Raw genomic sequence first — 13,283 nt, 5'->3', positions numbered from 1 at the left:
CTGCCATGCTCCGCCCTACCCTTCGCTTTGCCGGCCTGTGCGCGGGCCTGATGATCTCTGCCAGCGCTCTGGCACTGTCGCTCAGCGACCTCTCGCAACAAGACGCCGCCGGCGGCCTCAAGGACGCCCTGACCCAAGGCGCGCAAATCGCCGTCAAACAACTCGGCACCCCGGGCGGCTTCAGCAACAACCCGGATGTAAAAATCGAACTGCCGGGCAAACTCGGCAAAGTCGCCGGCAAGATGAAAGCGTTCGGCATGGGCGCCCAGGTCGACGAACTCGAAACCGCGATGAACAAGGCCGCAGAAAGCGCCGTGACCCAGGCCCAACCGATCCTCGTCGACGCCGTGAAGAAAATGACCGTGGCCGACGCCAAGGGCATCCTCAGCGGCGGCACCGACTCGGCCACCCAATACCTGGACAAAACCAGCCGCGAACAGATCCGCGCCAAGTTCCTGCCCATCGTCAAACAAGCCACCGACAAAGTCGGCGTAGCACAAAAGTACAACGCCTTCGCCGGCCAGGCCGCGACCTTGGGCGTAGTGGATGCGAAAAGCGCCAACGTCGAAAACTACGTGACCGAACAAGCGCTGAACGGCCTGTTCGAAATGATCGGCAAACAGGAAGAAACCATCCGCAAGAATCCGGCTGCTGCAGCGACCGGTCTGGCGAAAAAGGTGTTCGGCACTTTGTAATTTTTGCCGCTGCACGAAAAAGCCCGCTGCACCTGTAAAGGTCAGCGGGCTTTTTATTGTGGGTCAGCCTTGCGGATCGACCTGATCGAGCACGCGGTTTACCGACAGCTCAGCGAGCGAAATCATCTGTTGTATGCCCAGCAACTGACTGCACGTCGGGCCGCTCAGGGTAAACGCCAACTCACTGGCCATGACATTGGCCGACGCCAGCGTTTCACAGGCATGGGCCAGCAGGGTCTCGGAATCGACTTCGGGGAGGACAGTAAAGATTGTGCTCGGCTGAGTGACGGGCTTGGGCTGTTTTTCAGGCTGGGGCAGCAGGTAGTGATCGAGCGCACGCAGGGCTGCGTCGTGGAGCTTGCGCGAGTCGAGGAAGGCGTAAGGGGAGACGGGGTCGGTTGGTCGTTCGGGGGTGGTTTCGGGTTCGGATTCTGGGGGATTTGGGGTGTGTTTGAACATGGTGGAACTCCTAACTATTCGAGTGGAGCTACCACCATCACTTGCAGATGATGGGTGGCAGCTGTGCACGGGTCTGCAAGACCGAGTTGTTAGGCCCTCGGCACACCCAAAGGTATCCCGCACACAGCCACCATAAAACGATGGCCGCTAAAAAGCGCCACGATTATAGGGGCGCTGATCAGTACCTAACAAACTATCGGCGGGCTTGCAGACCCGGTCGCTGAATTGGCAGCGACAGACTCAGGCTAGAGATCGCGCTTCCGACGGGCAACCTGAAAACCTTGTGGGAAGGTTCTGGTTATCTGGAACATTTTTAAACAGACCAAAGAGGTTGGGTGGCTGGGCAGGCCTCTTCGCGAGCAAGCCCGCTCCCACAGTTGGATTGGGTGTGGGCAGTTGGAGATTGGTCGGCTACTAGGCCGCCATCGCGAGCAGGCTCACTCCTACAGTGGGATTGGGTGCAGGCAGTTGGAGATTGGTCGGCTGTCAGGCCGCCTTCGCGAGCAGGCTCACTCCTACAGTGGGATTGGGTGTGGGCAGTTGCAGATTGGTCGACTGTCAGGCCGCCTTCGCGAGCAGGCTTACTCCTACAGTGGGATTGGGTGTGGGCAGTTGCAGATTGGTCGGCTACTAGGCCGCCATCGCGAGCAGGCTCACTCCTACAGTGGGATTGGGTGTGGGCAGTTGGAGATTGGTCGGCTACTAGGCCGCCATCGCGAGCAGGCTCACTCCTACAGAAAAGCAAAAGCCGACCGCACGCTTTTCACCACTCAACAGGATGAGCGCAAGCTCGGCTGCAGCTTTTGATCTTGCCGTGCCGGCCCCTTCGGCAGGCTGAGTGGAGGGGTTTATCCGGGGGTGGGAGCGCAGCGACGTTTGGCGCAGCCAAACACATCGAGAGGAGGTGCAGCGAAGCAAACCGGAGGCGATGCCCCCGGATGAACCCCGCAACGAAGGAACCCGAGCCTAAGCGAGGGCCGAACGCCGGGGCCCAGCGTTTTGGTTACTTTTGGGCGTCTGCAAAAGTGACTCGCTGTAAGAGCGAAACCGCCAGCCGCAACCCCCGAAGCAACGGATATTCACAAAGAACACCCAGAACATGGTCGGCCCAAAGGCCGCCACGTCCAAAACCATCAAGCGTCGCGACGCACCCTGAACCAGGCCGCATACAAAGCAGGCAAAAACAAAAGCGTCAAAGCCGTAGCCACAATCAACCCCCCCATGATCGCCACCGCCATCGGCCCGAAAAACACACTGCGCGACAAAGGAATCATCGCCAGCACTGCTGCCAAAGCCGTCAAGACAATAGGCCGAAACCGCCGCACCGTCGCCTCGATAATCGCCTGCCAAGGCTTGAGACCAGAGGCAATATCCTGCTCGATCTGATCCACCAGAATCACCGAGTTGCGCATGATCATCCCCGACAGCGCAATCGTCCCCAGCATCGCCACAAACCCGAACGGCTGGCGGAACACCATCAGAAACAACACCACCCCGATCAACCCCAGCGGCGCCGTCAGAAACACCATCGCCGTACGCGAAAAACTGCGCAATTGCACCATCAGCAACGTCAGCACCACCACGATAAACATCGGCACCCCGGCATTCACCGACTTCTGCCCACGCTCCGAATCCTCCACCGTCCCGCCAACATCCAGCAGATACCCGTCAGGCAATTCGGCACGGATCGGATCCAGCGTCGGCTCGATCTGCTTGACCAGGGTTGCCGGTTGCTCCTTGCCATAAATATCCGCACGCACCGTCACCGTAGGCAGACGATTACGGTGCCAGATGACCCCTTCCTCAAACCCATATTCCAGCGTGGCAATCTGCGACAACGCCACACTGCGACCGTTATCGGTCGGCACCGCCAGACTCGGCAGCAACGACAACTCGGTACGCTCATGCACCGTGCCGCGCAGCAGAATCTCGATCAACTCGTTGTCCTCGCGATACTGGCTGACACTCGAACCGGTCAGCGAACTCTGGAGGAATTTCGCCAGATTGGCCGTGCTCACACCAAGCGCCCGCGCACGATCCTGATCAATGTTCAGGTACACCACTTTGCTCGGCTCTTCCCAATCCAGATGCACATTGACCACGTGCGGGTTCTCGCGCACCTTGGCCGCCACTTTGCGCGCCAGCGCGCGGACTTCCTCGATGTGTTCACCGGTGACGCGGAACTGCACCGGATAGCCAACCGGCGGACCGTTTTCCAGACGCGTGACCCGCGAGCGCATGGCCGGGAATTGCTCGTTCAACGTGTCGATCAACCAGGTGCGCAGAGTCTCGCGCTCCTCGATGTTTTTCGCCAATACCACAAACTGGGCGAAGCTCGCTGCCGGCAGTTGTTGATCCAGCGGCAGGTAAAAACGCGGCGAGCCGGTGCCGACATACGCCACATAGTTATCGATACCGGCGTGATCCTTGAGCATCGCTTCCAGACGTTTGACCTCGGCCGTGGTGTTGGCCAGCGACGCACCTTCAGCCAACTTCAGATCGACCATCAATTCCAGTCGATTGGAGGCCGGGAAGAACTGCTGCGGCACGAAACGGAACAGCATCACCGACGCGATGAACAGCCCCACTGTCAGCACGATCACGGTTTTGCGATGCGCTACGCACCACTCCACCAGACGTCGCACCCGTTGATAGAACGGCGTGCCATAGGGGTCGGCCTGGCCGTCGGTCGTACCGTGTTTGGCCGCATGAATCTTCGCCAGATCCGGCAGGAGTTTTTCCCCCAGATACGGCACGAACATCACCGCTGCCACCCATGAGGCGAGCAACGCGATGGTCACCACCTGAAAGATCGAACGGGTGTATTCGCCGGTGCCGGACTGCGCGGTGGCAATCGGCAGGAAGCCGGCGGCGGTGATCAGCGTACCGGTGAGCATCGGGAACGCGGTGCTGGTCCAGGCGTAGCTCGCGGCCTTGATCCTGTCGAAGCCCTGCTCCATTTTGATCGCCATCATTTCCACGGCGATGATCGCGTCGTCCACCAGCAAGCCCAGCGCCAGCACCAGCGCGCCGAGGGAGATCTTGTGCAGACCGATGCCGAGGTAATACATGCAGGCGAAGGTCATCGCCAGCACCAGCGGAATGGTCAGCGCAACCACCATGCCGGTGCGCACGCCGAGGGAGAAGAAGCTCACCAGCAACACGATTGCCAGTGCCTCGACCAGCACCTGGACAAATTCGCCGACTCCGGTTTTCACCGCCGCCGGTTGGTCGGACACCTTACGCAGTTGCATGCCGGCCGGGAGGTTTTTCTGCAGTCGCGAGAACTCGCCTTCCAGCGCTTTGCCCAGCACCAGAATGTCGCCGCCGTCCTTCATCGCCACCGCCAGACCAATGGCGTCTTCGCCCATGAAGCGCATGCGCGGCGCCGGTGGATCGTTGAAACCGCGATGCACATCGGCGACATCGGAGATGCGAAACGTCCGATCACCGACGCGGATCGGGAAGTTCTTGATCTCCTCAACCGTCTGGAAATTCCCCGAGACCCGCAGTTGCACACGCTCGCTGCCGGTTTCGAAGAAGCCAGCGGTGGACACCGCGTTCTGCTCTTCCAGTGCCTGCTGCACCGCCGCCAGTGGCAAACCGAGGGTGGCGAGTTTGACGTTGGACAGCTCGACCCAGATCTTCTCGTCCTGCAAACCGAGCAGATCGACCTTGCCGACATCCTTGACCCGTTGCAGCTGAATCTGGATGCGGTCGGCGTAATCCTTGAGCACCGCGTAGTCGAAACCGTCGCCGGTCAGCGCGTAGATATTGCCGAAGGTAGTACCGAATTCATCGTTGAAAAATGGCCCCTGAATCCCCGGCGGCAAGGTCTGGCGAATGTCGCTGACCTTCTTGCGCACCTGATACCACAGGTCGGGAATTTCCTTGGAGTGCATCGAGTCGCGGGCAATGAAGGTGACCTGCGACTCGCCCGGGCGGGAGAACGACACGATGCGTTCGTACTCGCCGGTTTCCATGAGTTTCTTTTCGATGCGTTCGGTGACCTGACGCGAGACTTCCTGCGCGGTCGCCCCCGGCCAACGGGTCTGGATGACCATGGCCTTGAAGGTGAACGGCGGGTCTTCGCTCTGGCCGAGTTTGGTGTAGGACAAGGCGCCGACGATGGCCAGCAAAAGCATCAGGAACAGTACGATCTGGCGATTACGCAGCGCCCATTCGGAAAGGTTGAAGCGCATCGGGACTTACTCCTTGTCCGCCAGATTGACCACACGGTTGGAGCGATCCACAGGCCGCACCTGCTGACCTTCGAGCAATACGTGAACACCAGCGGCCACCACCCAGTCGCTGGCGTTGAGGCCTTCGAGCACCGGCACGCTTTTCTCGCCGAACGGGCCGATGCGCACTGGAGTCTTTTTCAGGGTGTTGTTGGCGTTGACGACCCAGACGTAGGTCGCGCCGTTCTCGGCAGTCAGGGCCGAAAGCGGCACCGACAGCGGCACAGCATCCGCCGATTGCACGAACACCCGGGCGCTCTGCCCGAGCTCAGCCGGAACTTTGCCGCTGGTGAACGAGATGCGCGCGGCGAAGGTGCGGGATTTCGGGTCGGCTGCCGGCGACAGTTCACGAATCTGCCCGGCGAAGCGCTGGTTCTGCTGCGTCCACAGTTCAACGGTCACTGGCTGGCCGACCTTGAACCGCCCGAAGCTCTGCTCCGGCAGGCTGATCGACACTTCGCGCTCGCCATCAGTAGCGAGAGTGAACACGGTTTGCCCGGCGGCAACCACTTGCCCGACTTCCACCGAACGCTTGGCCACCACGCCGTCCTGCGGCGCGCGCAACACGGCGTAACTGGCCTGGTTGGTCGAGACGTTGAACTCGGCCTTGATCTGCTTGAGGCGCGCTTCGCCGGAGCGGTAGAGGTTTTCCGCGTTGTCATAGGCGGAACGGCTGACCATCTGCCGCTCCATCAAGGTTTTGTAACGGTCACGCTCGGCGCGCACCAGATTCAGGTTGGCTTCGGCGGCGGTGACCTGTGCGCGGGTGGCTTCCAGTTGCAGGCGCACATCCTGCGGATCGAGCTCGGCCAGGGGCTGATCGGCCTTGACGCGCTGGCCTTCTTCGACCAGTCGTCGGCTGACTTTGCCGCCAATGCGGAATGCCAGATCCGGTTCGTAACGGGCGCGCACCTCGCCCGGATAACTTTCCATCGCCTGCGCTGAAGGCTCTGGCTGCACCACCATGGCCGGTCGAACGCTGACTTGCGTCGCCTCTTCCTGACCGCATGCGGACAATAAAACAGCCAGGCTGACTGGCACGGCAAACGACAACGCATGGCGGAACATGGTGACGGACCTTTCGCTAATGGTGCTTGGAATATTTATACTGGCCGGTATGGTATTAATAGCAAACTCACCAGTCCAGTATTAAAAGCGAAGAATGTCGAACAATCTTGCAGCTCCAAACGGCCCGGGCCGTCCGAAGGATCCGGCCAAGCGCCGGGCGATCCTCGACGCGGCGAAGACCCTGTTTCTGAGTCACGGCTACGCCAACACCAGCATGGACGCGGTCGCCGCCGAGGCTGGCGTGTCGAAACTGACGGTTTACAGCCACTTCAACGACAAGGAGACGCTGTTCTCTTCCGCCGTGATGGCCAAATGCGAGGAGCAACTACCGCCGCTGTTCTTCGAATTGCCCGCCGGAATCCCCGTGGAAAATGTGTTGCTGAACATTGCCCGAGGCTTTCATCAGCTGATCAACAGCGACGAGTCGGTGAATCTGCACCGTTTGATGATGGCGCTGGGCACCCAGGATCCGAAGCTGTCACAGATTTTCTTCGAGGCCGGCCCCGAGCGCATGGTGCAAGGCATGGAGCGGCTGCTGAAACGCATCGACGAGACCGGCGCGCTGAGCATCGACCTGCCGCGTAATGCGGCCGAGCATTTCTTCTGCCTGATCAAGGGCGCGGGGAATTTTCGCTTGTTGTATTGCTGCGGTGAGCCGCTGAGCGAAGAAGCTGCAGAGAGTCATGTGCAGGAAGTGGTGGGGTTGTTCATGCGGGCGTATCGGCCCTGATTCTGCGGTGTTTTTGCGGACGCCTTCGCGAGCAAGCTCGCTCCCACATTTGAAATGCATTCCAAATGTGGGAGCGAGCTTGCTCGCGAATGGGCGTAACTCGGTCTTAAGGTTTTAACGCTTTCTTCGGGTAGATGTCATACCGGCTCGATTTGCCATCCAGCGCATGGCTCGGCTTCGGCCCCTCGATGCACGGCGCCTTGCGCGGGCGCTTGACCACCACCCTGTGTGTCGCCAGGGCCAGCGCCGCTTCGAGCAGTGCCGGCGCATCCGGATCATCCCCGACCAGCGGCCGAAACAGGCGCATTTCCTTCTTCACCAGCGCGGTCTTCTCGCGGTGCGGGAACATCGGGTCGAGGTAGATCACCTGCGGTGGCTCGCCCTCCCAGTTGCGCATGACCTCGATCGAGTTGCCCTTGAGCAGCTTCATCCGCGCGACAATCGGCGCCACGTCGAAATCTTCCGCCGCCCGCACCAGACCATCCTCCAGCAGCGCGCCGATCAGCGGCTGGCGCTCGATCAGGCTCATCTCGCAGCCCAGACTGGCCAGCACGAACGCGTCCTTGCCCAGCCCCGCCGTGGCGTCCAGTACCCGTGGGCGCACACCTTGGGCGATGCCAACTGCCTTGGCGATCATCTGCCCGCTGCCGCCGCCGTACAGACGCCGGTGCGCCGCGCCTCCCTCGACAAAGTCCACCCGCACCGGCCCTGGTGCATCCGGGCCGAGCTGCTGCAGCTGCAAACCCTGCTCGCCGACCTGCAAGGCGAACTCGCCGTCGTCCTCCTGCAGCGGTAGGCCCAGACGCTCGGCCCACTGCTCGGCTTGCGCTTCAAACGTCGGGCCGAGGGCCTGGACATGGATGCGGCAGGCCGCGGGTTGCTCAATCATGAAAACACGCTCAAAAAAGTTAAGGATCGGCAAAAAGTGGCCGATAAACCAATCAACGCGCATTTTGCCAGAGCTGAGCGTCAACCGAAAAAAATGTCAGGCATTCTTCCCACATCGATTGGCTACATTTCGCCCAAGGGCGACTTCAGCCGTCATAACACTCAAGCATTGGGCGGCGTCAGTCACCTGTGGCAGGATTTCTTTGCCCAGGCGATGGCCGAACAAACGAGTGATGTGGTGCCGGCCTGTGGCACCTTTCCACCGGTTGACTTGAACAGCCCGGAAGAACCGACCCTGGGCAGCGAGTTGCATGCGCACATCGTCGAGCAGCGTCAGTGCGACGTGGTCGAGACCGAGGTGCGTCCGCCGGAGCCGCTGTTCCTGCCGATCGCCGAGTTCGAAACCGATCTGCTGGACAAGCCGTTCCCACCGTTCCCGCCAGAAGAACTCAAGGCTCAGCAAGAGCAGCAGGATTTCGACAGCAGCTGGGTTCGTCCGATCGTGATCAACAATGGTCAGCCGGTGCCAGAGCCTGGCCCGGCGCCGCAGAAGAAGCCGCTGTACCTGCCGATTGCCGAATTCGACCTCGACCTGCTGCAAAAACCTTATCCACCGTTCCCGCCGGAAGAAATCGTCGAGCAGCAGAAGGCTTTGGACTTCGATAACGGTTGGGCGCGCCCGATCGTGTTGCAGAACCTGCGCCTCGCCGCCTGACACCTCAGCGACACACGCTCCAGCGCCCGACATCGACATGAAAGTGATTGCGGTGGGCGGCGTTGTAATCCGGACTCAACACCACACTGAACGCCTCGCAGGCGCCCTCGCGTACCTGACGTAGAAACTGCGCGTCCTGATTTTGTTTCGGCCAGTCCCTGAGCACGCTGATGCTGCGCCCGTCGGCCAGCCGAAAACCGCTGATGTCCAGCGCATCGGCACTGGCATGCCGGCTGAGCGCCCCGCTCTCGCGGTTATAGACATTGCGACAGGCAAAGCTGCCGAGGTGATCAAGGCGCGCCACCCTCTGCCCGTAAACAGATTGCGCGGCGGGTTGCAGGCTATGCCGTTCAAACATCGCGTAAGCCACCGCCAGCGGGCAACTGGCGAGGAAGCTGCTGCTCAGCGCCACCTCTGCGCCCTGCACGCGCACGGCGTCAATCAGCGGGCACTTGGCGTCAGGGCTGTCGGCTTGCGCGGTGACGCGCAGACCCGAGTTGCTCAGGACTTGTGCGCATAATTCGGGATTGCCGCGCAGGCGCATCAGCTTGAAACCGGTCAGCCAGTTCGGCGCAGCCTTCACGTCCAGCGGCGCCCACGGGTTCCACTCGGCCGGCACGTCGAGCCAGCCACGCCAGACGCTGACCACGGCGCCAGCGATCATCAACAGTACCGACAGCGCGATCCAGCGGCCCATGCTCAGCCTTTGAAAAACTGATTGGCCTTGGCGTACGGCATCGACTGCGACGTAAAGCCGAACGTCCCGCGCTGCTGGATCTCTTCAGCCGCGCGGAAGAACTCGCCAAATGCCGCCAGCGCCAATGCCGAGCCGGTACTGATTCGCCGCACACCCATTTCTTCCAACTCCTGCACGGTCAGTTTCAAACCGCCGGACATCAGCACATTGACCGGTTTGGGTGCCACCGCGCGTACCACCGCCAGCACCTCTTCGGCACTGCGCAAACCCGGCGCATACAACACGTCGGCGCCCGCCTCGGCAAAGGCTTGCAGGCGGCGAATGGTGTCGTTGAGATCGGGATTACCGTGCAGGTAGTTTTCCGCGCGGGCGGTCAGGGTGAAGGGAAATGGCAACGTGCGCACCGCAGCGACGGCGGCTTTGATGCGTGCCACCGCGTGTTCGAAGCAGTAGATCGGTGCGTCGGCGCGGCCCGTGGCGTCTTCGATCGAACCACCCACCGCGCCGGCCTCGGCGGCGCGCAACAGGCTTTTCGCGCACTCGGCGGGGTCATCGGCGAAACCGTTTTCCAGATCCACCGCCACCGGCAAATCCGTGGCCGCGACAATCGCCCGGACGTTGGCCAAAGTGTCATCGAGACTCAGGGCGCCGTCAGCCTTGCCCTGGGAAAACGCGTAACCGGCGCTGGTGGTCGCCAACGCCTGATAGCCCAGACTGGCGAGCATCTTCGCCGAGCCGGCATCCCACGGGTTGGGAATCACGAAAATCCCCGCACCTTCATGCAGGGCCTTGAAGGCTTGGGCTTTGCGGGCTTGTTGGTTAAGGGCGTGGGCGTCCATCGGCAGGCTCCTGGGCAGGCATGAAAAACCGCCTCAGAGCAGACCAAGTTGCTCGGCAGCGGGTTCTCTGTATAGCTCAGGCAGGGATGGCAGGCCAGGCAAACGTTGCATCAATTGTGCGTGAAAACGTTGCGCCAGCTTCGCCGCCATGACGTTGTCGGCGGTGTGCAGGAAGATGTACGGCGTGCGGCCCTCTTCGATCCACTCGGCGATTTTCGCCACCCACGGCACCAAAAACGGATCGTTGGCTTCCAGCTCCGGGTGGCCGATGAAGCGCACCTGCGGAAATTGGGTGAACGCCGCCGGCCGCGTCGGCACCCGCGGCTTTTTCGATTGCGCGTGGATCACCGAAGACTCGGTCGACAGGCAACTGAACAGCGCCCGTGGATCGAGGCAGATGCGCTCCACGCCACGGTCGAGCAGCAGGCGATTGAGCAGGCGTTCGCTCTCGCCCTTGGCGAAGAACTGCTCGTGACGCACTTCCACCGCCAGTGGCCGGTCCAGCGCGTCGATGAACGCGGTCAGCTCCGGCAATCGATGCGGGGTGAAGCTTTTCGACAGTTGCAGCCACAGCGGCGAGACACGCTCACCGAGTGGGCCGAGAAGATTTACGAAAGTTTCAGCGGCAGTCAGTTGATCGCGCAGGTCACCGCTGTGGCTGATGTCGCCGGGAAACTTGGCGGTGAAGCGAAAGTGTTCGGGCATGGTCTCGGCCCAACGCTGCACGGTGGCCGGCGAGGGGCTGGCGTAGAAGGTCGTGTTGCCTTCGACGGCGTTGAACACTTGGGAGTAGAGAGCGAGGAAGTCGGAGGTCTTGGCGTCTTCGGGGTACAGATAATCGCGCCAGGCGTTTTCACTCCAGGACGGACAGCCGAGGTAGTAAGGCAGAGCCATCAGATGTACAGATCGAGGCCCAGCACATCCGCATCCCAATCGACAAAACCGGCGGTGCTCAGGTAGCTGGCCAAGGCCATCGCTACGCTTTTGCTCATGGCGCGGTGATAAATCATGTCTTGCTGACGGGCAGGCAGATTGGCCAGGCGTTGTGCGGAGGCTTTGGCAGCGCGGGCGGCCAGTTGCTCTTCAGTCGGGAATTCCAGCTCGCCGTCGATATCGTCGACGGATTCATCGAGCGCCACATTGCCTTTGCGAGGCTTGCGCTTGATCGGGTAGGACTGAGAGGAAAGGCCGTCTATACGCATAATTTCATGCTCGGTATCGATGATGGCAATTTAGCGGCACCTGACCGACTTAGCAAACTGCCGAGTGATAACTAGAACACATAAAGCGCAAAAGGTTTAAAACGGGGAGTTGGAAACTGACGATTGGCAGTGACTTTAAGTGAACACCGAACCTGTGGGAGCGGGCTTGCTCGCGAAAGCGGTGTGTCAGGCACCTGGATAGAGACTGACATGGCCTCTTCGCGAGCAAGCCCGCTCCCACAGGTTTTGTGGTGAGTCAGCGAGCCTTCGGGGTGGCGACTTTGTCGCGCAGGTAAACCGGTTGTGCATCATCGGCCGGGATCGACTCGCCGCGCTGCCAGGCAAACCGCGCCAGGGTCAGCAGGTCTTCGGCGTGAGGCAGCATGCCAGCGTCGGAGCCGGTGAGGTCGACCGCGATCCGCTCGCCATAACCCCAACCGGTACCTGCACCGAACCACTCACCGCTGGCATCACCCGGCAGCGCTGCTACTTCCGGCGGCAGTACCGCCTCGACGCCGACCAGACGCATCTCGCCAGCCGTTTCGCGGTAGCAGCCCCAATAAACTTCATCCATCCGCGCATCGATGGCCGCCGCGACCTGGCTGACGCCGTGCTCGCGATACGCACGCTGCGCCAGAACGGCGAGGTTGGACACCGGCAGCACCGGACGATCCAGCGCGAACGCCAGTCCCTGCACCACGCCAATCGCAATCCGCACCCCGGTAAACGCACCCGGCCCGCGACCGAACGCGATCGCATCCACCGCTTGCAGCGTGGTGCCGGCATCGGCCAGCAGTTGCTGGATCATCGGCAGCAGTTTCTGCGCGTGCAGACGCGGGATCACCTCGTAATGACTCGTGACCTTGCCGTCATGCAGCAAGGCAACGGAGCAAGCTTCGGTCGCGGTGTCCAGGGCCAGCAAGGTGCTCATCGATGTATCCAAAACAGGTGAGGGAAAAAGTGCGTCAGTATAAACAACTACGGCCCGCAAGCGGGCCGTGGATGATGCAGCCAATCAGCTTTTTCAGCTCAGCGCTTCAAGCACCTTGGCGGTGATCGCTTCAACCGAACCAACGCCCGGAATGTGGCTGTACTTTGGCTTGCCAGCGTTTTTGGCGGACAGGCTCTGATAGAACTCCACCAGCGGCTTGGTCTGCGAATGGTAGACCGACAGGCGATGACGCACGGTTTCTTCGGTGTCGTCCTTGCGCTGCACCAGCTCTTCGCCAGTGATGTCGTCTTTGCCAGCGATTTTCGGCGGGTTGTAGACGATGTGGTAAACGCGGCCGCTGGCTTCGTGAACACGACGACCGGCGATGCGTTGAACGATTTCTTCGTCTTCAACAGCGATTTCAACTACAGCGTCCAGCTCGACGCCGGCGGTAACCAGTGCTTCCGCCTGCGGAATGGTGCGCGGGAAGCCGTCGAACAGGAAGCCGTTGGCGCAGTCAGGCTGAGCGATACGATCTTTGACCAGCGCGATGATCAGGTCATCCGACACCAGGCCGCCGGCATCCATGATGCTCTTGGCTTGAACGCCCAGCGGAGTGCCGGCCTTGACCGCAGCACGCAGCATGTCGCCGGTGGAGATTTGCGGAATGCCGAATTTCTCGGTGATGAACTTAGCCTGAGTACCTTTACCGGCCCCGGGAGCTCCCAGCAGAATGACGCGCATCGATGTGCTCCTCAATTTTTTATATAGAAAACAACGGGATTCGCCTCTTTGGGCCAATCTCAAAAAAACGGGTC

Annotated in this window: 13 protein-coding genes; 3 read left to right on the top strand and 10 right to left on the bottom strand. The window is 61.0% G+C overall.

The window, feature by feature from the left end:
- Positions 1–5 precede the first annotated feature (5 nt).
- On the top strand, positions 6–695 hold the full coding sequence (locus CKW11_RS16355; protein WP_095138336.1) for a DUF4197 domain-containing protein: 690 nt from the start codon (positions 6–8) through the stop codon (positions 693–695).
- Positions 696–758: 63 nt separating this feature from the next.
- Here the strand turns inward: CKW11_RS16355 and CKW11_RS16350 are convergent, their stop codons facing one another.
- The 3 genes from CKW11_RS16350 to CKW11_RS16340 form a co-directional block, all read right to left on the bottom strand.
- A complete protein-coding gene (locus CKW11_RS16350; protein ID WP_095138335.1) occupies positions 759–1,154 on the bottom strand; it encodes a DUF6124 family protein in 396 nt (131 codons plus the stop codon).
- Between the two features lie 1,133 nt (positions 1,155–2,287).
- Entirely contained in the window at positions 2,288–5,356 is a 3,069-nt protein-coding gene (locus CKW11_RS16345) for an efflux RND transporter permease subunit (RefSeq protein ID WP_095138334.1), read from the bottom strand.
- A gap of 6 nt (positions 5,357–5,362) precedes the next feature.
- Positions 5,363–6,463, bottom strand: a complete 1,101-nt coding sequence (locus tag CKW11_RS16340) for an efflux RND transporter periplasmic adaptor subunit (protein ID WP_095138333.1) — start codon at positions 6,461–6,463, stop codon at positions 5,363–5,365.
- A 94-nt stretch (positions 6,464–6,557) separates the two neighbouring features.
- On the opposite strand from CKW11_RS16340, the gene CKW11_RS16335 reads away from it, so the two are divergent.
- Positions 6,558–7,193 carry a TetR/AcrR family transcriptional regulator gene (locus tag CKW11_RS16335; RefSeq protein WP_095138332.1) on the top strand — a complete coding sequence of 212 codons (636 nt, stop codon included), beginning with the start codon at positions 6,558–6,560 and terminating at the stop codon, positions 7,191–7,193.
- Positions 7,194–7,299: 106 nt separating this feature from the next.
- On the opposite strand, the gene CKW11_RS16330 is transcribed toward CKW11_RS16335, so the two are convergent.
- Positions 7,300–8,082, bottom strand: coding sequence for a class I SAM-dependent methyltransferase (locus CKW11_RS16330; RefSeq protein WP_095138331.1), 783 nt, complete (start codon positions 8,080–8,082; stop codon positions 7,300–7,302).
- A 93-nt stretch (positions 8,083–8,175) separates the two neighbouring features.
- On the opposite strand from CKW11_RS16330, the gene CKW11_RS16325 reads away from it, so the two are divergent.
- Positions 8,176–8,796 carry a hypothetical protein gene (locus CKW11_RS16325; RefSeq protein ID WP_041063310.1) on the top strand — a complete coding sequence of 207 codons (621 nt, stop codon included), beginning with the start codon at positions 8,176–8,178 and terminating at the stop codon, positions 8,794–8,796.
- A 4-nt stretch (positions 8,797–8,800) separates the two neighbouring features.
- Here CKW11_RS16325 and CKW11_RS16320 read toward each other — a convergent pair whose 3' ends face one another.
- From CKW11_RS16320 to adk, 6 genes are all read right to left on the bottom strand, one after another.
- Positions 8,801–9,493, bottom strand: coding sequence for an extensin family protein (locus tag CKW11_RS16320; RefSeq protein ID WP_095138330.1), 693 nt, complete (start codon positions 9,491–9,493; stop codon positions 8,801–8,803).
- Between the two features lie 2 nt (positions 9,494–9,495).
- Positions 9,496–10,332 (bottom strand): oxaloacetate decarboxylase, encoded by an 837-nt coding sequence (locus tag CKW11_RS16315; RefSeq protein ID WP_095138329.1) that lies wholly within the window; start codon positions 10,330–10,332, stop codon positions 9,496–9,498.
- Between the two features lie 33 nt (positions 10,333–10,365).
- On the bottom strand, positions 10,366–11,226 hold the full coding sequence (locus tag CKW11_RS16310; protein WP_095138328.1) for a DUF72 domain-containing protein: 861 nt from the start codon (positions 11,224–11,226) through the stop codon (positions 10,366–10,368).
- Positions 11,226–11,534, bottom strand: coding sequence for a hypothetical protein (locus CKW11_RS16305; RefSeq protein WP_003222071.1), 309 nt, complete (start codon positions 11,532–11,534; stop codon positions 11,226–11,228). The genes CKW11_RS16310 and CKW11_RS16305 overlap by 1 nt, the downstream gene beginning before the upstream one ends.
- Positions 11,535–11,790: 256 nt before the next feature.
- On the bottom strand, positions 11,791–12,465 hold the full coding sequence (gene tsaB, locus CKW11_RS16300) for a tRNA (adenosine(37)-N6)-threonylcarbamoyltransferase complex dimerization subunit type 1 TsaB (RefSeq protein ID WP_095138327.1): 675 nt from the start codon (positions 12,463–12,465) through the stop codon (positions 11,791–11,793).
- A 93-nt stretch (positions 12,466–12,558) separates the two neighbouring features.
- Positions 12,559–13,209 (bottom strand): adenylate kinase, encoded by a 651-nt coding sequence (adk, locus tag CKW11_RS16295; protein ID WP_095138326.1) that lies wholly within the window; start codon positions 13,207–13,209, stop codon positions 12,559–12,561.
- Between the last annotated feature and the right edge of the window lie 74 nt (positions 13,210–13,283).

Source organism: Pseudomonas sp. Irchel s3a10 (assembly GCF_900187525.1).
Classification (GTDB): Bacteria; Pseudomonadota; Gammaproteobacteria; order Pseudomonadales; family Pseudomonadaceae; genus Aquipseudomonas; species Aquipseudomonas koreensis_G.
This window is presented reverse-complemented; position numbering and strand designations above follow the sequence as displayed.